This is a genomic window from Pseudomonas moorei, assembly GCF_008801475.1.
Lineage (GTDB): Bacteria > Pseudomonadota > Gammaproteobacteria > Pseudomonadales > Pseudomonadaceae > Aquipseudomonas > Aquipseudomonas moorei.
Map to the genome: position 1 here is coordinate 222,771 of NZ_VZPP01000008.1, position 20,933 is coordinate 243,703.

Here is a 20,933-nt window from a genome sequence, read left to right on the forward strand (position 1 = left end):
TGCTGTCAACTCCGGTCGAATAGAAGCGTTGCTTGAGCAATAGCGATTCGTAGCAGGTTAGACCTGTTTCCCGAAAGGCAGTATATGGGTCATACCCTCTCAAGACTGGATGTCTACCTGTCGGGCTAACGTCCGGAAGGAGCACTGATGTATTCGAGCATCTTTTTCGCATGGGGGCTGACGGCCATTACCGTGGTCGTACATGCCGTCGGTCTGGCCTTGATGCTAAGGTTTCTGTCCCGCAGAAAAAATGTACTTTTAAGGCAACTAGGCGCTATTAGCACGCGGTTGGTATGGATTGTCTGCTACATGATCATGCTGCATGTGATCGCCATCTCGATCTGGGGGACATTCTATGTGTGGCAGGGATCTCTGCCTGATTTCGAAACGGCGTTTTACTTCTCTGGAGTGACCTACGCGACCATCGGCTACGGTGATGTGGTGCTGGTGAAACCCTGGCGTCTGTTTGGGCTGATGGAGGGGTTGACGGGCATCATCATGTGCGGCTTATCCACGGGTGTGTTTTTCGCCGAGGTCAATCATATTTACCAATTGATTCATACAAACATCGACGGTGGCGAAAAACCCTAAGGTACTGCGGCCCAGGGCGTGGCTACTATGTGGCCCTGATCAGGGTTGGCTCATTAGCTTGATAGCGCTCGATCGCTGCGTGGGCGGTGAACAACATACGCTCCCCCCCAAGTTTTTCGTCGAGCCCGGCACGTCGTACCATTTCAAGTACACCAGGGTTCAATCCCGCCAGCCAGAGACTGGCACCGAGTTCGCCCAAGTTTTTTTCGCCTTCAATCAGTGCCTGCAGTGCCGAGTATTCGATGTCGGGAACGGCGCTCATGTCCCAGACAACCACATGTGGATGATACTGCGCCTCCAGCGCGATGACCTGCTCCCTCACATAGTCCGCGTTAAGAAAAAACAGACGTCCCTCCGGTCGCACGATCAGCAGCCCCGGGAAAGTCTCGTCATCGGGGTGTTCATCCGATAACGGCCGCAGCACGTCGGTGCCGCGTTTGCGACCAAGGACGTACACATGCGGGCGCGCAGTCTGATAGGCCAAACTGACCAGTGATACGACGATTGCCACCGTGATGCCCTGCAGCGTGCCAAACAACAGCACACCCAACGTGGCGACGAGCGCCCAGTGGAACTCCATCGGGCGCACCTTGCGAATAGCCAGGAATTCTCGTGGTTGAATCAGCCCGACCGAGTAGTAGATGACGATAGCCGCCAATGTGGCGTGAGGCAGATACCCGAGAATTCCGGAAAGCAGCAGCATCGTGGCGAAAGCCATGCCGGCAGTGACAATCGAGACCAGTTGAGACTGTCCTCCCGTGGCGCGTACAACCGCCGTCTGCGAAGTACCTCCCCCAGCGGGCATCGCGCCCAGCAGTGCGCCCCCGAGGTTACCCAGTCCGGTAGCGATCAACTCGCGGTTCGCATTGATCGGGGGGTCGCCTGGCCGGACAAAGGCACGACCTGCCGCAATCGTTTCGGTAAAGCTCATCAGCGCGATCCCGAGCGCACCCGGTGCCATTTGTTCAACCAATGTGAGATCGGGCAGCGTGAATGGGGGTAACCCTTCGGGAATCAAGCCGACTGTCGAAACGCCGAGAGCCTGTAGGCCGAAGTACCATGAGGCGGCGATACTCCCTGCCACCACAACAAGCGGCGCTGGCGAATGTGACCACAGGCGTCCCATTGCGATGAGGATCAGGAACGCCGCTGCAGTAACCACGAGCGTGATCAGAGAGCTCCCGGGCACGTGATGCACAATGTTGAGGAGATCGAGAAAAAAACCTTGTTTGGCAATGTGGATGCCGAGGAGTTTTGGTACTTGATCCAACACGATCACAAGGCCGACACCTGCTTTGAAGCCGCTCAACACCGGGGAGGAAATGAAGTTCGCAAGAAATCCCAGGCGTATCAGCCGCGCCAACAGCAGCATGGCGCCCACCAGCGCGGTCAGTGTTGCCGTTGCCGTGATCAGTTTCCCGGGGTCCCCATCGGGGACCGCCAGGCCGATCTGTGCACCAGCCAGAATCCCCAGCGTGGCGGTGGTGCTAACGCTGAGCACCCGCGACGAGCCCAGGAATGCGTAAATCAACATCGGGACGAGGGCCGTATACAGACCGACGGCAACAGGCAAGCCGGCGACTGTCGCATAGGCCATTGCCTTGGGCAGTACGACAGCCGCGGCCGTGAGACCTGATACGACGTTGAGGCGAAGTGACGCCTTGTCAGAGTGAGCTGTGTTTGAGGCTTTCAGATGCAGTTTCACACGGCCGCTCCTGATGGGGTCTGTTGCCTAGAACGCCCAAAGACGCTTGGCATTCGCGCTGAGGCGGGACTGACTCGCAAGCTTGTTTGAAAGGCCGGTGCAACGCGGACCTTTGATCAGCTCATGCTCTTGGTTAACCTTCACGTTCTCTCTCCTCGGAAACGCCTTTTGCGGAAACAAAAAACTTCACGCCGAAGTGAGCTTCGATACCGCTAAAAATTACAGACAGCTCTGTAACGCGTTCAGGTGTTTTTCGTAAAACCAGTTGTTGTCCACCAGAGCGTAGTACTTGGCGACCGAACCTGATGCCTCTGGCTGAATATCGACAAAGTACGCCGAGTGAGCGGTGAACACCGTGTAGCCCCTATCCTTGCCTGGTTGCTGCGACGCTCCCAGCTCTCCTCCGATTTCCTTTTGGCTCTGCCATTTGGACTCGACGCATTTTGCGAGGACTTCATCGGTCTTTTTTGAATACAGAACCTTGCGCGGACCTTCGTTACGCACCTCATTCACTGTCGGCGCCATACACCCCGCCAAAAGCATCAACACCACACACCCTATTGAAATCCGCATGATTTTTCCTCTCCTCCAGGCTGTGACTTCAGAGTGGTAGGTTCAAGCATCCTGCGCAAATTCAAAGCCGGCAAACATGAGTTTCCCAATCGCTGCTACCAACATATGAAAAGCACCCGGTTAATCCGGTGCTCCTCAGCTAACTGGGTCAACTTGTTCGGGAGGATCGTTGTGCAGGATGGCATCGTCATGCATCGGAGTCTGTGCCGAATTCGTGCTATAGACTTGAGTAAAATCAAACATTCCCAATAAACGCATCGATGCGTTCCCAAAGAGTTAAAAACTCTTGATACGCAACGCGTTCAATTTCCAGTCTCGGTATGCTTTCCATATACACATCCATTTATGTCATCGATGACCGAATCCTGCTGACGCTGGACAGATGCGACGATGCGCGTTTTGCCGTTGCTGCATTCGTGACCGACCGCTTTGGGGCCAGGCGGTTTAAAAACACCGCCCAAAAATCGAAGTGCGTACTCCTCGGACCTGTTCGATAGACAATGCAACTTCACTGGCTTTAGCGGGGGTGGAAATGTTCAGGGAGTAATGCGACCTCCCTGACATGCCTTTCGCCATTACATCTGTCTGTCGTTGCGCGCAGCAACCGCTACGGTGGTCGGGGAATCAGCAAGTGAAACGAATTGTCGTGTCGCGCCATCAAGCGCATCGATGCAACCTGCCTCAATGTCGTAGACCCAGCCGTGCAGATTCATTCGCCCCTGCTCAAGCGCGAGTGCCACCGATGGGTGTGTACGCAGATTCGCCAGTTGCGCGATGACGTTTTCGCGCACGAGGCCATCGAGCTTCGCGCGAGGCGAGTCGAACTGATGCGCCGCGTTAATCGCTTTCGCGGCGTCCGAGTGACGTAGCCAGTTAGCGACAGCCGGAAGATGGTCCAGACACGTGCAGCGTGAAATCGCGCCCATCGCTCCGCAGTCCGAGTGGCCACAGATCACGATGTCCTGTACGCCGAGCACTGCGACCGCATATTCGACGGTAGCCGATACGCCGCCCGGTTCGGGACCATACGACGGCACGATGTTGCCGGCGTTGCGAATCACGAACAGCTCGCCCGGTTCGCGCTGTGTAAGGAGTTCAGGCACAACACGACTGTCCGAGCAGGTGACGAATAACGCTTTCGGATTTTGTGTCGTCGCGAGCTGTTTAAAAAGCTCGACGCGTTGCGGATAGACATCGCGCTGAAAACGCAGAAAGCCGTCAATAATGTCACGCATGGAAATCTCCAAACCCAAGTGCCGAATGAAGGCACGTACTCGTGCCACCGTGGCCATTAGTATCGCAGACCTCAAGCGCAATTTGCTGTACTCGATCAGCGGTGGACTCCGAGCCGAGACTCACGCGGAGGATGTGCGAAGCACCTTGGCAGCTGCCATTTGTCTTTCACTGGGCGGAAAGGTGGTGAATTGCCGCGGTATTTATAAACACCCTATGACCGCATCTGGCCGGTTGTTGCCTGTCGCGATGGGCAGCAATCGACTCCAGAACGGCCCTTCGTCCGCAAAGCTGCACCCCATGCCACTTCAGCAGCGTAGTCTTCGTGGGCAGGCTTTGGATCTTGACGCAGGACCGGCTAACGGGAGTCCCCCATTTCCTCATTTCGCGCCGAACAGCATCGTCCAATAGATGCCGTTGTCGCTACGCGAGTTCGCGGCATAGGCCGCGCCAACCTGGGTAAACATCGGGTTCATCAGAATGGCGCAATGCCCGGGGCTGGCCAGCCAGCCTTCCATAGCCTTGCCCGGCGAACGCTGCCCGGCGGCGATGTTCTCTCCGATCTGCCGGCCACCGTAGCCGGCGGCCTTCGCTCGGTCCCACGGCATATCACCGTTGGGGTCCTGGTGCGCGAAGTAATTGTCGTTGGCCATCGCCCGGCTGTGCCCCTGCGCCGCAGTCCCCAGGGCGGCATTCCAGGTCAGCGGCGGTGCAGCGGCGAAGCGCTGACGACCACACAGGCGCGGTTTCGCCCGTGCCGCGTTGACTTGTGCCAGCAACGTCTTGCCCGCCGCTCGCGGGTCGTCCACTTGCCCATCGAGCAAGGGCTGCGCCAGCACCACCTGCCATTCACTCTCGTCGCGATGCACGCCAATATCGGTGAACCGGGTATCGAGCAGGGCCCCACAGTAGCGGCTCTGGAGCATGTCAAAGGCCTCCTCGGCATCTTCAGCGTCTTCCAGACGGATCGTCCGCACAGACACCGCCTGATAGCCGGAATCCTTCAACGTTTCCCGGGTAACGCCTCCATAGCCGATCGGCAAGGCCAGGCTCGACTTCAGAGCCAGCGGCGTCAAGGCTTGGACCGTGCGCCCCGCGCAGCGCTGCGGTTCGGCGCGGTAGTCGTTGATGTCCTCCACCAGTTGCCTTTCCTCGCCGGCATGGGCGGGACTGGCGAACAGGGGGAGCAAAGGAATAAGGCAGAGCGAGAAAACGCAGGAGGTGCGAACGGTCTGGTGCATGAGGCGGGCAGCTCTGATGGGATGACGACGGTAATGGCGATAGTGGGCTGAGGAATGACCGAAGAGCGTTTCGCTGTATTGGCTCGCAAATGGATTCCAAAGCTGGGCTAAGACTGTGGGCCTCAACACAAGTTTCACGAGCAAAGGGGGGAATTTATTGTTGGAGTCGTGCGTCAGCTCCTGGCCGTTTTCTGCCTGCTGTGAAGGGTGAGTCCACCCATTGCAGTCATTCACGAACGCCTGGGCTCGCATTCACAGGCAGCAGAGCGAATGACTTGAGTCGCCAGTCAGGATCGGAGCGGGTCGCACCCCTTAATAAGCACTCGGGTTGGTGGCAGCCGCTGAGGACAGCTGCGCAGATGATTCGTCATTCGCTTGTTCACCAAGGACGCCGACTATCTCTTCGGTGTGCTCGATGTGGCGGAGTGTGCCTGGCCCTCGAACACTGTGCCCCACACCTTGATGTCGCGAAGCCCTTTCACGCCAACGTCATAGGGGTCTTTATCGAGTACGGCAAAGTCGGCGAGCTTGCCTGATTCAATACTCCCAATCTCGTTTTCCATGCCGATCACATAAGCGGCGTCGATGGTGATGGCGCGGATGGCCTGATCCAGTGTCAGTCGCTCGGTGGGGGCAAACACTTTTGCGCTCAGGGTTTCACGGGACGCGGCGGTCCAGGCCAGGAACAGCGGTTCTGCGGGTGCCATGGGGAAGTCCGAGTGCAGTGCTACCGGCACATTACGCCTTGCCAAACCGCCCAATGGCGCAATGCGCGCGGCGCGATCAAAGCCGAGGCCCGTCTCGGCATAGCGGTCACCCAGGTCATAGAGATAGAAGGGGTTGGCCGAGACCTGGGCGCCCAGCCTGGCTATGCGTCGCGACGTGCCGTCGTCGGCATAACCGTAATGCTCGATAGTGAAACGATGATCTGCGCGCGGTTTTTCGTCCTCCAGGGCCTGCAATGTGTCGAGCACCATTTTGGCGCCACCGTCGCCATTGGTGTGCACATGGATCTGGTAACCGGCGTTCCAGTAGCTGCGGGCAAATTCGGCAAATGCGTCAGGCTGGGTAATCCACTCGCCTTTGTGTCCATCGATATAACCCGGATCGCCGATCTGCATGGCCTGCGAGAACATTGCACCATCGGCAAACAGCTTGATGGCATTGTTGAAGACCAGATGGCGCGTGTTCTGATCCTTCAACTGGCCGACCAGTTTCATCGCCGCGTCGGGGCTCTTCAGGGCGAGGCTGAGCTTGTAGACATCGGGTGTCAGGCGCACCCGAATCGGCGAGTCCGCGGTATCCATGGTGCGCTTGAGGGCGGCCATTTCCATGTCCCAATTCGTGCTGCCGGTGGACAGGTCTGCCACTGTCGTCACGCCATTGTAGGTCAGGTAGTCACGCGTCTTTAAGTAGGCCGGGTCAACTGAAACGGGGTCGAGCAGACTGCCTGCCAGATAAGGCAAGACCACGCTGAACATGCCGTCTTCCCAGAAATGGCTGTCCTTCCAATTGATCTGTGGGTGATCCTTGTACTTGTCTTCGTCCAGCCCCCTGGACCTTAGCAACGCCATCATGGGGGTATTGAAGTACACCTCGTGCATGGAGCGTTGCAGCACCATGATGGGTACATCCCTGGAGATGCCGTCCAATACTTCGCGCGACAGCTCACCGTGGGTGTCTGCGCTGAAACCCCAGGTCATGAATATCGGCGCGTCTTTGTTGCGCTCGGCAAATGCTGTTTCAAGGGCTGCCCGATAGGCTTTCTCACCAAGGGTGGCGGGCGTCTTATGGCCCATCACGTTCCAGGGTTCGGGGGTGATCCAGACGGTCTGAAAGGCGATTGCTCCAAGCATCGGATGCATGTGCGGGTCAATCAAGCCAGGCATCAATACCTTGTCCTTGAACTGGGAGTCGACCTTGTACGGTTTACCCTTCAACCAGGGGGCGAGGTCTTGCAGAGAGCCGACGCTGAGGATCATCCCGTCGCGCACGGCGACGGCAGTCGCGTTTGGTCGTGTCGGGTCCATCGTGACAATCTTTTTCGCGGTGAAGACGGTAATCGCGCCTGGATCTTCTTGCGCCATGACGGTGCTGACCGCCATCACGGCCACCAACGCGCACAGGGTCGATTCAAGGGTCGGTTTCATTGATGCATTTCCTTTGCGGGACAGCCGAGGGACGCGTGCTCGCGTTACATACCCGAGTTTGCGCAATGGTCACTTTCAATGCGCATGAGTATGTATAAGCCCTGCCAGACCAAGCGCCCGACTTGCGACCATGAAGCAAGCATCCGACTCGACACACCCGGTTATCGCGTCTGCCTTCAGAGCGGTATCGCGTCGGTAAACGGTCTTGCCTTCCTTGATCGTCTCAAGCACCTTGATTTCGGCAATTTTCAGCGGATTTACAGTGAGCAAATTACCGTCAAGCACTGCAAAGTCAGCGAGCTTTCCTGCCTCGAGCGAGCCCTTCGATTTCTCTTCGAAGTACTGATAGGCCGACCAGAGCGTATGGGCTTTTAGCGCCACCAATGGAGTGGTTCGATGTTCGGGACCAAGCACCTGGCCGCTACGAGTCACGCGATTGACCGTTGAAGAAATAACCCGCAGCGCATCAGGCATCGCCACCGGCGCATCATGGTGCGAGGTGAAAATCATGCCCCGCTCGATGGCCCAGCCCGTCGGTGAGATGTTGGGCGCACGATCAGGGCCCAATACCGAGTCTCGATGCCAGTCACCCCAGTAATAGGTGTGCATCGGGAAAAAAGACGGAATGATGCCCAGCGCCTTGAATGATTCGACCTGATCCAGGCGCGCGGTCTGCGCATGTATGGCGACCGGGCGGCGATCAGCCATGCCATATTTCTTTTCAGCCGCACGCACAGCGTTGATGAATTGGTCGATGGCGGCATCGCCGTTCACATGCGCCAGAACTTGCCAGTTATTGTTGAAAGCTTGATCTACGAAGCCGTTGACCTGCTGGTCAGTGAACGCAGGGTAGCCGTGATAATCCGGTGGCTGTCCGGCTGGCACTTTGTAATAAGGTTGAGTGAGCCATGCGGTTTTACCCTGCGGCGAACCGTCAAGCGTGAGCTTGATCCCTCCGAGACGGAAGTGACCTGAATAGGTGCGTGACAGCCAGGGCGCCTTCATTGCCTCCGCGCCCACGGTAATATCGGGATAAGCCACTACGTCGATGTCCAGCTTGCCACTGTTGGCCACCGCTTCCATGGTGGTCACCGAAGCGAGCGATGCTTTGCCTTCCTGTGCAGTGGTGTAGCCGAAGCGCTTGTATAGATTGACGCCTGCTGCGAATAGCGCCTTGTTGGCATCCGGACTGAGTTTGCCCATCAGGCCGAAGAGCTGGCTAAAAAAAGCGTTCTCTTCGAGCACCCCATCAGGTTCCTGGCTGCCTTTCTTGCGCCGAATGACGCCGCCGGGAGGGTTTTCTGTGCCCGCATCAAGCCCAAGGATCGCCAGGGCTTTACTGTTCATGGCCCCCAGATGACCGGATTGGTGCACGATCACCACCGGTAACGTGGTCGAGACTTGGTCCAGATCGTCGCGTGTTGGATGGCGCTGTTCTTTGAGTTGTGCATCGTCATAGCCAAACCCGACAATCCAGCCGTACTCGGCGGTGAGCTTCTGGTTCTGCTCGGCCCAGGCCTTTAGCGCAGCCTGCAATTGGGCAATGTCGTTCACACCACCGTCCGGACGCGGCAACAGATTGGCGGAGATCGCCTGAATGCCGGTATTGAACACATGGCCATGCGGATCGATGAAGCCGGGCACCAGGGTGTTGCCAGCCAAGTCGACCAGCTGAGTCTCGGGGCCCTTGTACTTCATGACCTCGTCGCGATATCCGACGGCGAGAATGCGGCCGTCCTTGACTGCAATTGCCTCAGCCTGCGGCTGAAGCTCATTGACGGTGATGATGTCACCGCCTGTGTAGATGGTATCGGCAGTGGCATTCGCCCCAGCCTGCGCCTGCGCCTCCAACGAGTGCGTGACAACCAAGGTCAGTAAGGCGCATCCAATCGCTTTCGCTGTCAGCTTCATTGTTGGCTCTCTCGCACTGAAATGACGAATGTTAGGTATTTCGATGAATACTGGCCGGCTTGTTTGACGGGTTTTGCCGCTCTGTAAAAAATCAGGACTGGATCGCTCCTGATTTTCAGGCAGATACAAGAGTCGTCTTTCGGCGGTGTACTCAAGTGTCGGATCCAACACCCTAGCTCCCGAGTAAGCGATAGGCTTGATACAGATCAAGTAAAGACACTTATGACAGTGAGAGCCTGGCAGCGGCGATGTGCGTAAAAGTGGCAAGTTTTTCGCGTGAGCTAACGAAGCCTGGACCGATTGCGGACATTCACTATCGCCATCTACAACCGCTGGATGTCATCAAGCACAGCCCTGGCAGCACGCGTACCCATTGGTTAATAGCCTGAAATATCCCGATGGATACGGCGCCTGTTGCGCGAGGGCGGGGGGGCTGAGGGGCGTTTGATCCGAATCAAGCTGATTTGCACAAGACGCGTCGATAGTCCGACTATGCTAGAGCGAAGCACGTCATCGAAGATATTCCGTGTTCACTTTCGCTGCACGTGCTGTGTTTCCGGGGCGGGCATCTCCCGGCGCTTGCTGGCGTTTTCCTCTCCACTCGGGAATGGCGAAAACAGGGTGAAAATTATGGTGGCGCTGACCAGGAAACCTTCGACAGCCAAGTCGAGCGACACCGATGTCGGCCTGCTTCCCGAGCTTCGATCACGGGCCGAGCGAGTCGCAGAGGGTCAAGCGCTGCGCGAACGCGTGCCGCGAAGCAGTCATGCCTCCTGGTTGCAACCGGCCAAACGCCGCGACCCCATCGCGATACTCGAACAATCGAGCAAGGGTCGCTTGCCAGAGCTGCTGCCCATTCGCTATGGCCGCATGCTGCACAGTCCGTTTACCTTTATGAGGGGCTCGGCGGCACTCATGGCCCACGACCTCGCGACCACGCCCAGCATCGGCATCCGGGTCCAGGCCTGTGGCGACTGTCACCTGCTGAACTTCGGTTTGTTCGCCACCCCCGAGCGCAACCTGGTCTTTGACATCAACGACTTCGACGAAACCTTGCCCGGGCCCTGGGAGTGGGATTGCAAACGACTGGCCGTCAGCTTTGTCTTGGCTGCACGCGATATTCACCTGTCCGCCGCCGAGGCCCGGGACTCCGTTCTCGAGTGCGTTTGCGCCTATCGGCAACGCCTGCGCGAATACTCCCGGATGAGTCCTATGGAGGTCTGGTACGCCCGCCAGGATGTGGAAACCATCACGGCCATGGCTCCAAAAGGACAAACCAGAAAGAATCGCGAGGAGATCGCCGAAAAGGCCCACGCACATGTAGCAGAGCATCTGTTTCCGAAAATTGTCTGCGAGGAAAGTGGTCACTATCGCTTCATTGAACATCGACCGACCCTTTTCCATGTCGCTGAAGCGCAATTCGAAGCGCACGTTCATGATCGGCTTGCCGACTACCGACAATCGCTGCCTGATGAGCGTCGGGTGCTGTTGGATCGTTACCGCCTGGAAGATTTCGCCATGAAGGTGGTAGGCATTGGCAGCGTCGGAACCCGGTGCTATATCGTGCTGCTCGTGGACAAGGACGGTCATCCGCTGTTGCTGCAATTCAAGGAAGCCTGCCGCTCCGTCCTGGAACCCTATTGCGGCAAGAGCCAATATCAACTGCAGGGCCAGAGAATCGTCGTCGGCCAGCGGCTGATGCAGTCTGCCAGCGACATCTTTCTGGGGTGGGTGCGCGGTCGGCAGCAGCATGATTTTTTCGTACGCCAGTTACGCGACATGAAGTACACCGCTCCGGTGGAAAAATTCTCGGCCGCGCAGCTCAAACGCTACGCGCAGGTGTGCGGATGGACACTGGCCCGGGCACATGCCAAGTCCGGAGACGCAGCGAGCATCAGCGGATATCTGGGTGGGGGCGATGCATTTGAGCTGGCTCTGGCGACGTTTGCCCAATCCTATGCGGATCAGACCGAGCGCGATCATGCGGCCCTGGTCGAAGCTGTACGCGCCGGACGGATTCAAGCGCAGATCAATGAGTAACCCGTTCTGGTCAATGGAGCCCGCTTGCTGGAGAGAGCGGGCAGTCTATGCGCCGACAGAACCCGCAAGCCCTGATACTTCCACGCCGACGTCACGCCAGCCGCCTTACTGGGGCTCCTTGGCCTGGCGTTCATAGGCGCTGAACAGATCGTCTAGCACCGGGAAAATCGCGCTCTCGCCCAGCAACTGCTTGAAGTTGTAACGCGAATGAGCCGCCACATCCGGCATGACGTTGACTATCAGCAGGCGTACGCCCCGGGCCTTCAAGGTGGTGGCCAGGTTGCGGATGGTTTCCGCGGCCGAGTAATCGACATCATCGATCGCCGAACAGTCGATACAGAACCACCGCAAGCCGGGCATGGCCTGCTCGACCAGATGGTTGACTTCTTCGCTCAGCTGGCGGGAGTTGGCGTAGTACATGCTGTGGGTGAAGCGGTAAATCAGCAGGCCGGGTCTTGCCTGGGCACCGCTGGTCAGTACTACTGGATGCAACTTGCCTGACTCGGAAAAGGCCAGCAGAACGTTCTTCGGGTGATAGCCTCTGCGCAGATGGTCGATGATCGACAGCACCATCGCCAGAATGATGCCTTCCTTTACCCCCACGAACACCACGGTCAACAGGGTGATCAGTGCGACCCAGAACTCGTTTCGGCGCTGCACGTAAATGCTCTTCAGGCTTTTGAAATCCGTCAGTTCGATACCGATCATGAACACGACGGCAGCCAGAACGGCCTCCGGCATGTAAGCCAGGGGGGCGGTGAGGAACAGCAGCACGATCAGCACGATCAGTGCTGTCACCAGCAGTGACAGTTGGCTTCGCCCCCCGGCACTATCGACCATCTGGGTCTTGGTCGGACTGCCATTGACTACGAAAGTCCCCGACAGCGCGGCACCGACATTGGCGATTGCCAAGCCGATCAGATCGGTATTTTCACTGAAGGACTCGTTGTAGCGACTGGCGTAGGCGCGAGAGGTGGCGGCACTCTGGGCGAGAATAACCACGAACATGGCAAAGGCCGTTGGCATTAACCGGCTGAGCAATTCCAGGCTCCATTGCACGTTGGGCAGAGCGAAGTGGGGCAACCCGCTCGGCACAGAACCGAGAACCTGCATGTATGCGCCAAAATCAAGCGCCCAGCTCAGAGCGATTGCACCCACCACGGCAATGAGGGCTCCCGGAATCTTGTGCGACAGCTTCCGGCTTCCGACGATCACAATCAGCACCAATAGAGCCACACCCAAGGCATACCCGTTGACCTGATTCAGTCGCTGCAACGTCGACCAGAGCTTACCGAGCACGCCATGGCCATCTCCCGGCAAACCGAGCATGCCATCCAGCTGCCCCAGTGCCACTTGAATCCCCACGCCGGTGAGAAAGCCGACAAGCACGGTGCGTGAGAGGAAGTCCGCCATGAAACCCAAGCCCGCCAGGCGGGCGAGAATCAGCAGCCCGGCAGCCATCAGCGCGAGCAATTCGGCAAGGGCCAGGTATTCGTCCGATCCGGTAGCCGCGAGCCCTACCAGAGCCGCTGAAAGAATGGCGGCTGTCGCCGAGTCGGCGCCAACCACCAGATGTCGCGATGACCCGAAGAGGGCGAACAATATCGTAGGGATGAGCAGGGTATAGAGCCCGGTCACCACTGGGGTGCCGGCGATCTTCGTATACCCCATCACCTCGGGAATCGCGAGCGCGGCCAAGGTGAGACCGGCGATAACTTCCGCGGGAATCTGCTTCAGGCTCAATGGCAGCAGACCTTGCAGGACGGGTAGGTGAAAGCTTTTGTGTTTATCAGCGTCGGCCATTTTGCGATCCATATTCCCGGTTCAGGAATTGCTGGCTTTCTAGTCCCCGAATGTCAGTCTAGGCGGTTCTGAAACATGCACAAACAAGCTCACCCGCTGAATTGCACGACCAGCCAGGCGGTGACCCGCAATAAGCTCCCTGCCTGAGTTCCACCCGACCTCGGGTCCAATGCCTTTACCCTGCAGGATGAGCGTGCATCAGGACTTGTGATCGTTTTCAGCTTTCGAGTGAACTATCTGATAAATGTGATTAACAACTGCGAAGAAGAAGCCCGTGGATAAGCCGCACATGAGTATGCCGATCAAGCCCTCGGTCGGCCCGAACAACCGCCACGGTTTCGCGAGCGTCACGTCGCCGTAACCAATCGTCGCGTAAGTCACCCCAGAGAAGTAGAACGCCGTTTCAATATCGGGCAGGCATTTTTGCCACAGATAGAACATCCCCCAGATCGAGATCTCTGACATATGGAGCAGAATCAGGTAGCAGGCCACCCATACCAGTCTATTAATGATGGCCCAGAGGCGGTGTATATGCAGCGTTTCCAACCGCGCCAGAGCCTTCAGTATCAAAGCCAGGCCGATTGCATGCACCACCACGGTGATGGCCGCCAGCGCCCATGCGAAGAAGATAATTGAAGGCATCGGCGTTCCTCATGGAGGCTGTGACATGGATCGATTACAGCCCTCGCAGATACTCCGGCGAAGAGCATCCAATTGGCGGGTCAACGCGAGAGACCTTGACTGACCAACTGTTGGGCTGACGCTCTTGAGCATAGTGCACTGAGAATCCCTGCTGTTTCCTCGGTGACCCATGCACCTGACGGCGTTGCTCGGTTGTTTGCATCAGGCTGCGCAATTTGAGAGTCGCTTGCGCAATCGGGGAGGTTGGCAGGCGGTGCAATCGCTAGTTTAGGGCACATCCAAAAACAAGACCTTGCTATAGGAAGGCTTATGCAACACAGGCTTGCTGACCCCCTCTGTGTGCTCCGTGCAATCCAGCCAGTGGCGGTTGCTCTCGCCCAGGTTGCTCCACTGCCCGAACCCGGCCCGCCGCGCCGGCCTGAGGGCCACCGCTTTAGAGTCGACTAAGGGAAACCTTTAGCCAGGTTGAAGATTTCCCCCCGGTGGATGCTGTTCGTCTTGATATCGGCGCGACGCCTGCTGGCTTACCTTGCGTACCCAAGTGTCGTGTCCTCGCAGCGGACTGTTCCATGGATCTCGCCTGGCGTTTTACCCCATAACAAAAAGCCAATGTTTTTCGTTTTTAGTTTGATCCTGCTCCTATAAATACAGTGCCCAGGCACATACAGATGTGGAGATGTCAGATGTATCAGGTGAAGCAATCTTGCTGTGGGCTCGGTATTGTCTGCGTGTTGGGAATTATCTGTTCGCCATTGGCAGCCCATGCCGATGTTATTGATGACAGTCGCTTAAAAGTAGATACCCGTAACTTCTACCTGTATCGCAACTACACCAATACCAATGCGCCGGTTTCTGAAGTGGATAGTTGGTCTCAGGGTTTCGATGCGCAGTTTACCTCCGGTTACACCGACACGGCCCTGGCCATCGGTCTTGATGTGGATGCGCAATACGCCTTGCGCCTGGACTCATCGGGCAACGACGGTTCGCTGCCCTACAGCGTCAGTGACCAGCAGACGGCCGATGACTACAGTCGCGCCGGTGCGACCTTCAAAATGCGCTACAGCAAGACCGAGTTGAAGGTCGGCGATCTGCGCCCGCAGTTGCCGGTGGCGTTCGATGACACCAGTCGGCAGCTGGACACCATCTACCAGGGAGCCGTGGTCGAGTCCAGGGAAGTCGAGGGGTTGGCGCTGACCGGCGGCCGTTTCTGGTCGGCCGTGACACGGGAATCTTCCAATCACGAGAAACTGTATAAGTTTGGCTCCACCGATAATCTTGACAGTGACGGCCTGGACTTTGGCGGGGCCACTTACGACATTACCAGGAACCTGCAAGTCAGTTATTTCTATGGTGTCTTGCACGATATTTATAAGCAGCACTATTTTGGCCTGATGCACATGGCTGAGTTGGGTAATGGCTACAAACTTAAAACCGACTTGCGTTACTTCAATAACAATGAAGATGGTCGTGCGTTAGACGGGGCGATCGATAACCGCTCCTACGGTGCCTTGTTCACCTTGCTCAAAGGCGCTCACATGTTGGGTGTCAGTTACCAGCGCATGCTGGGTGACAGCGTATTCCCGACCATGAATGGTTATATCCCGCAACCCTATCTGGTGCACTGGTCGTCCCTCGGGTTCGTCCGTCCGGAGGAAAGGTCCTGGGGGGCGCGCTACAGCTATGACTTTGCCGGGATGGGCATGCCGGGCCTGAAGTTCTACACCCGCTACATCAAGGGCACTAATTGGGATCGCGGCGGCAACCTGAGCGACAACCAGGAAAGCGAGCGCTATCTGGGGCTCAACTACGTGGTGCAGAGCGGGGCGCTGCAAGGCCTCGGGCTGGACCTGCGCAACATCGATGTGAAACAGAAGTACGGCTACGACTACAACGAGTTCCGTGTCGCCACGACCTACACCTGGAAGTTCTGGTAAGCCCGGAACAACCGGCGATCGACCCCATAACAATAAGAGGCCTGACCATGTTCCAATCCATTGTCCTTTGCATCTGCCCCCCAACTTCCCAGTCGGTGTCCTGTGCACCGTCACCCGCCGTGCTGCGCTCATGAGCGGATTCCAAGAGGAGCAAATGCTGATGAATATCCAGGTCGATAACGCGGTCCTGCAACAGAAGAAAACCTACATCTACGAGTGGTACGTGGTGGGCCTGTGCATGGTCGCCTACATCTTTTCATTTGTGGATCGGCAGATCCTGGCACTGATGATCGAACCGATCAAAGCCGACCTGCAGATCAGCGACACCCAGTTCAGCCTGCTTCACGGGCTGGCCTTTTCGTTGTTCTACGCCTTCATGGGCATGCCCATCGCTTATCTGGCCGACCGCTTCTCGCGTCCGAAGATCATTGCCGTCGGCGTAGTGTTCTGGAGCCTGGCGACTGCCGCCTGCGGTACGAGCAAGAACTTCCTGCACATGTTCCTCGCCCGCATTGGTGTCGGCGTCGGCGAAGCTGCCCTGTCGCCTTCGGCCTACTCGATGTTCAGCGACATGTTCCCCAAGGAGAAGCTGGGTCGTGCCGTGGGCATCTACTCGATCGGTTCGTTCGTGGGGGGTGGCCTGGCCTTCCTGGTCGGCGGCTATGTGATCGCCATGCTCAAGGACATGAACACCATCGAAGTCGCCTTTCTCGGCGCGATGAAGGCCTGGCAACTGGCGTTCTTCATTGTCGGGCTGCCCGGCATGGTGGTTGGCTTGTTGATCTGGCTCACCGTGCGCGACCCGGCACGCAAGGGCTTGCAGGTCGATGCGCAGGGGCGGGCGAAGAAGGTCGCGCTGAGCGATGGCTTGCGTTTTCTCGGCCGCCACCGTGCCACCTTCGCTTGCCATTACCTGGGCTTTTCGTTTTACGCCATGGTGCTGTTCTGCATGATGAGCTGGAGCCCGGCGCTGTATATCCGCAAGTTCGGCCTGTCGCCAATGGAGGCGGGCTACATGCTCGGCACCGTGCTGTTGCTGGCCAACACCGCCGGGGTGTTGTTCGGTGGATGGCTCACCGACTACCTGTCCAAAAAAGGTCATCAGGACGCCGCCATGCGCACCGGCGTCATCGGTGCCCTCGGCATGGTGGTGCCAGCCATCCTGTTCCCGCAAGTGGACCAATTGTGGCTGTCGGTGAGTCTGTTGGTGCCGCCGATGTTCTTCGCTTCGTTCCCGATGCCGGCCTCCACGGCGGCGATGCAGATCCTCGCGCCGAACCAGGTGCGCGCACAGGTCTCGGCCGTGTTTCTGCTGATAAGCAATCTGCTGGGATTGGGCCTGGGCACGACGCTGGTGGCGCTGTTGACCGACCGCTACTTCGGATCGCCCGCGGCAGTGGGGTCATCGATGTCGCTGGTGATCGCCGGCGCGTCGGCATTGACCGTGCTGCTGCTCTGGCGTGGTTGCCGCCGTTTTCGAGAAAGTTATGCCCGGGAGTATCCGGCCGGGGCTTGATTGGTCATAGTCCATGATCGGCACTTCGGCCTCGCTCCTTTCTATAGGGAGCGGGGCCGCTACGCTCCGGATCGGGAGAACCCTTGATGTTGAATGACGTACACCTGCTGGAACGGCACAGCCTGCTCAGCTCGGCCGATTACCGTGAGATCAAGGACAAGGTCAGCCATTATCTGTGCCCGCACAGCTTTAACGTACTGCGTGACGAGCCGATCCACACCCGGCTCAACGGCGTATTCTTCGGCGAATCGGCGCTGCTCGACTTGTGCTATGGCGCGCCGGTGGAGATCAGCATCGGCGATATTGCCGATCAGTATCTGTTTCGCATTACCTTGCAGGGGCATTGCGAGGTGGCTCATGGGCGCCGTAGCGCGGCGATGCAGACGGGTTACCTGAGTGTTTCCTCGCCGTTCGCGCAAAGCCGCATCGTGACCGATGGCAAATGCCGCAACCTGATCCTGCGCGTCGACCGTGATGCCCTGGAGGCGCAACTGCAACGACTGCTCGGCCGCAGCCTGCGGCAGTCGGTGATCTTTGATGTCAGCGTCGACCACCTGAGCGCCGGCGCTGTCAGTCTCTATCACACCCTGGACTACATCTGCCGGCTCTACGGCAGCGGTGTCGACGGTTCGCGTCTGGCCAGTGGCCTGTCCGAATACCTGATGCAACTGCTGCTCACTCAACTGCCGCATAACTACTCCGCCGATCTGTTGATGGACTCGCGCGCGCCGCTGCCGCACCACGTGAAAAAAGCCCGCGACTACATCGAGGAGCACCTCGACGAGCCGATCAGCCTGGCGACGCTGAGCGAGTTATGCGGCGTGTCGGTCCGTACCTTGCAAAACGGCTTCAACCAGTTTCTCCAGCAAGCGCCGGTCGAGTACATCCGTGAGCGTCGCCTGGCGGTGATCCATGAATCGCTGAAGCAGGGCCGCGCTGGGGAAACCGTCACCGACATTCTGTTGCGTCACGGCATCAACAGCTTCGGGCATTTTTCCAGTGCCTATCGGCAACGCTATGGCTGCCTGCCGTCGGACACCCTGCGCCGACAGAAGCATTGAGACTTCTGCGCAATCCGTCGATCGGTTGCGCAATCCGATAAGTCGCAGTCGGTACAGCCCGATAGCATCGAGTCTCTTACAAGAGGAGTGACTCCATGAATATTACGGTGCTGGGTGGTGGACACGGCTGTTACGCCGCTGCTGTTGAAATGGCTGAAAAGGGGCATCAGACCCGCCTGTGGCGTCGTGACGGCGCAGCGCTCAAGGAACTGTTGACCATCGGTAGCCTGACCATCAAGGACTACCAGGGCACTCGCCAACTGTCCGTCGGCAAGCCAGGCGACAAGCTGTCGCTGACCGACAACCTGGCCGAGGCCCTGGGCGACGCGCAACTGATCATTATCCCGTTGCCGTCGACCTCCCACGAAGATTTGGCCAGACACGTGGCACCGCACCTGCACGACGGTCAGGTGGTGTTCCTGCCACCGGGCACTTTCGGCAGCTATGTATTCGCTAAGGCCATGGCCGATGCCGGCAACCAGAGCAAGGTCGCGTTCGCTGAAACCGGTACGCTGCCGTACTTGGTGCGCAAGCATGGCGCCAGTGACTTGGTGATCAGCGGCTACGCCACACGCCTGCCGACTGGCGTATTCCCCAGCAAGCTGTCCGGGCACGCCTTCTCGGTGTTGCGCCAGGCCTACCCGAGTGTCGAACCGATTGCGGACGCCCTGAGCGGTGCGCTGATGAACGCCGGTCCCGTCATTCACCCGCCGCTGATCATGATGAACGCCGGTCCCCTGGAACATTTCGAGGCCTGGGACATTCACAACGAAGGCACCCAACCGTCGATTCGTCGTGTGACCAACCAGCTCGATGCCGAACGCATGGCCGTGCGCGAAGCGCTGACCTACGGCGCGCCGCACTTTCCCCTGGCCGATCACTACAACACCACCGAAGGCGACGAGTGGATGTACGGTCGCGGTGCCCACGGCAAGTTGACCGACAGCGGCGACTGGCGCGAAGAAATCGACCTGCGCACACATCGCTACATGCTCGAAGACACGCGCCTGGGCCTGTCCTTCCTGGTTTCCGTCGGCCGCTGGGCCGGTGTGCCGACGCCGGTGGCGCAGGGCCTGCTGAGCATTGCCTCGGTCGTCGCCGGTCGTGATCTGTACGCCGAGGGCCGCACCCTGGAAAACCTCGGCCTGGCCAGGCTTGACCGGGTGCAAATGACCGAGCTTCTGACCAGGGGCTACAACTGATGAACGCTGTGTTGCCCCATGTCAGCGTGGTCGGCGCTGGCCGGATGGGCGAGGGCATCGCCCTGGCCTTCATCCATGCAGGCCTGCCGGTCACCCTCATCGACATCAAGGATCGTGCCGAGGATGAGCGGCACGGCTACTTCGAGCGTGTGCGCGACAACATCCGCAGCGAACTGCAGATGCTGGTACGCCTCGGTATGCTCCAGACGGATCAGGCGGACATCGCGATATCCCGATTGTCGCTGCAATCGCGATCCGAGGCCGCAGAGGCATTGCGCCTGTGCGATCTGGTGTTCGAAGCGGTGCCGGAAGTCGTCGAAGTCAAGCAGCAGACTTTCGCCTGGGTCAGCGAGCATGTACCGGCGTCGACCATCATCGCGTCGACCACCTCGACCTTTCTGGTCACCGAGTTGAGCGAAATGGTCAGCGAACCGCAGCGTTTCGTGAACGCGCACTGGCTCAATCCCGCGTACCTGATGCCGCTGGTGGAAGTCAGCCGCAGCGAAGCGACCTGCCCGCAGGTGGTCGAACGGCTACTGCAATTGCTCAAGCGGATCGGCAAAGTGCCCGTGGTGTGCAACCCAGTGGCGGGCTACATAGTGCCGCGCATCCAGGCACTGGCGATGAACGAAGCCGCCCGGATGGTGGAAGAGGGCGTGGCCAGCGCCGAAGATATCGACACGGCGGTACGCGTCGGCTTCGGTTTGCGTTTCTCGGTGCTGGGCCTGCTTGAGTTCATCGACTGGGGGGGAGGCGACATTCTCTACTACGCCTCGCGTTACCTGAGTGGAGCGCTGGCACCGCGCTTCGAGTCGCCACAGGTGATTGCGGACAATATGCAAAACGGCCGCAATGGCTTGCGCGATGGCCAGGGTTTCTACGATTACCATGACCTGGACGTGGACGCCTACAAACAGCAGCGTCTTGGCGCCTTTGTCCGCCAGCTGGCGGTGTCAGGGCTGACGCCGGCATTCGAAGGCGCCTTGAGGCAGGCTTGAGCATCAGGGGACGGAGGGATGCAAGGGGTCGATTTTTGCCTGTTAGGGGAGGGCAGGGATCGACCCATGGCTGCCGGTCAGTTGTATCTTCGGAACCAAGGGCAATTCGAGGAACCCATGCATGGGGAAAGTTAGTACCTGCTAATTGGATTCCAGGCTCGGATTTCGCGTAGCTGCACGCAAAAAATGCATTGTCAGCAGTCAGTACGAGGCAGCCTGGAAGCACCGGCTTTTTCAACGCAATCGGCCGAAAGCCGTCTTTCAAGAAGATTCATATATGCACTCGTCAAGCTTCCTTGATCAGGTTCAGATTCAACCACAAGAAAGGCTGAC

The 20,933-nt window shown here is 58.3% G+C and carries 15 protein-coding genes; 7 read left to right on the plus strand and 8 right to left on the minus strand.

Translation table 11 applies throughout. From position 1 onward, the window contains the following. Nucleotides 1-147: 147 nt before the first annotated feature. Complete coding sequence (locus F7R06_RS17285) at nucleotides 148-591, plus strand: potassium channel family protein (RefSeq protein ID WP_090323107.1); 444 nt, start codon at nucleotides 148-150, stop codon at nucleotides 589-591. A gap of 25 nt (nucleotides 592-616) precedes the next feature. Here the strand turns inward: F7R06_RS17285 and F7R06_RS17290 are convergent, their stop codons facing one another. The 6 genes from F7R06_RS17290 to F7R06_RS17315 form a co-directional block, all read right to left on the minus strand. Further along, nucleotides 617-2,296, minus strand: a complete 1,680-nt coding sequence (locus F7R06_RS17290; protein ID WP_090323105.1) for a SulP family inorganic anion transporter — start codon at nucleotides 2,294-2,296, stop codon at nucleotides 617-619. Nucleotides 2,297-2,515: 219 nt separating this feature from the next. After that, on the minus strand, nucleotides 2,516-2,869 hold the full coding sequence (locus F7R06_RS17295) for a hypothetical protein (RefSeq protein ID WP_090323104.1): 354 nt from the start codon (nucleotides 2,867-2,869) through the stop codon (nucleotides 2,516-2,518). Between the two features lie 575 nt (nucleotides 2,870-3,444). Next, nucleotides 3,445-4,104 carry a carbonic anhydrase gene (locus F7R06_RS17300; RefSeq protein ID WP_090327402.1) on the minus strand — a complete coding sequence of 220 codons (660 nt, stop codon included), beginning with the start codon at nucleotides 4,102-4,104 and terminating at the stop codon, nucleotides 3,445-3,447. Nucleotides 4,105-4,482: 378 nt separating this feature from the next. Next, nucleotides 4,483-5,343: a CAP domain-containing protein gene (locus F7R06_RS17305; RefSeq protein WP_090323102.1), complete on the minus strand. Its 861-nt coding sequence runs from the start codon at nucleotides 5,341-5,343 to the stop codon at nucleotides 4,483-4,485. 395 nt (nucleotides 5,344-5,738) lie between these two features. Beyond that, nucleotides 5,739-7,493 carry an amidohydrolase gene (locus F7R06_RS17310; protein WP_212613246.1) on the minus strand — a complete coding sequence of 585 codons (1,755 nt, stop codon included), beginning with the start codon at nucleotides 7,491-7,493 and terminating at the stop codon, nucleotides 5,739-5,741. A 75-nt stretch (nucleotides 7,494-7,568) separates the two neighbouring features. After that, nucleotides 7,569-9,572 carry an amidohydrolase gene (locus F7R06_RS17315; RefSeq protein WP_212613247.1) on the minus strand — a complete coding sequence of 668 codons (2,004 nt, stop codon included), beginning with the start codon at nucleotides 9,570-9,572 and terminating at the stop codon, nucleotides 7,569-7,571. Nucleotides 9,573-10,034: 462 nt separating this feature from the next. On the opposite strand from F7R06_RS17315, the gene F7R06_RS17320 reads away from it, so the two are divergent. Then, entirely contained in the window at nucleotides 10,035-11,444 is a 1,410-nt protein-coding gene (locus F7R06_RS17320; protein WP_090323099.1) for a DUF2252 domain-containing protein, read from the plus strand. Nucleotides 11,445-11,549: 105 nt separating this feature from the next. Here F7R06_RS17320 and F7R06_RS17325 read toward each other — a convergent pair whose 3' ends face one another. Together F7R06_RS17325 and F7R06_RS17330 are read right to left on the minus strand one after the other, a co-directional pair. Further along, nucleotides 11,550-13,247, minus strand: a complete 1,698-nt coding sequence (locus F7R06_RS17325) for a SulP family inorganic anion transporter (RefSeq protein WP_090327396.1) — start codon at nucleotides 13,245-13,247, stop codon at nucleotides 11,550-11,552. Nucleotides 13,248-13,445: 198 nt separating this feature from the next. Then, nucleotides 13,446-13,889, minus strand: coding sequence for a potassium channel family protein (locus F7R06_RS17330; RefSeq protein WP_090323097.1), 444 nt, complete (start codon nucleotides 13,887-13,889; stop codon nucleotides 13,446-13,448). 683 nt (nucleotides 13,890-14,572) lie between these two features. On the opposite strand from F7R06_RS17330, the gene F7R06_RS17335 reads away from it, so the two are divergent. The 5 genes from F7R06_RS17335 (at nucleotide 14,573) to F7R06_RS17355 (ending at nucleotide 20,600) form a co-directional block, all read left to right on the plus strand. Further along, nucleotides 14,573-15,823: an OprD family outer membrane porin gene (locus F7R06_RS17335; protein WP_090323096.1), complete on the plus strand. Its 1,251-nt coding sequence runs from the start codon at nucleotides 14,573-14,575 to the stop codon at nucleotides 15,821-15,823. A 160-nt stretch (nucleotides 15,824-15,983) separates the two neighbouring features. Further along, entirely contained in the window at nucleotides 15,984-17,339 is a 1,356-nt protein-coding gene (locus F7R06_RS17340; RefSeq protein ID WP_090327394.1) for a spinster family MFS transporter, read from the plus strand. Between the two features lie 86 nt (nucleotides 17,340-17,425). Then, nucleotides 17,426-18,400 carry an AraC-like ligand-binding domain-containing protein gene (locus tag F7R06_RS17345; protein ID WP_090323094.1) on the plus strand — a complete coding sequence of 325 codons (975 nt, stop codon included), beginning with the start codon at nucleotides 17,426-17,428 and terminating at the stop codon, nucleotides 18,398-18,400. A gap of 95 nt (nucleotides 18,401-18,495) precedes the next feature. After that, the gene (locus F7R06_RS17350) at nucleotides 18,496-19,602 is read left to right on the plus strand and encodes an NAD/NADP-dependent octopine/nopaline dehydrogenase family protein (protein ID WP_090323092.1); all 1,107 of its coding nucleotides are present in this window, start codon (nucleotides 18,496-18,498) and stop codon (nucleotides 19,600-19,602) included. Then, nucleotides 19,602-20,600 (plus strand): 3-hydroxybutyryl-CoA dehydrogenase, encoded by a 999-nt coding sequence (locus F7R06_RS17355; RefSeq protein WP_090323090.1) that lies wholly within the window; start codon nucleotides 19,602-19,604, stop codon nucleotides 20,598-20,600. Before F7R06_RS17350 ends, F7R06_RS17355 begins: the two co-directional genes overlap by 1 nt. Nucleotides 20,601-20,933 lie beyond the last annotated feature (333 nt).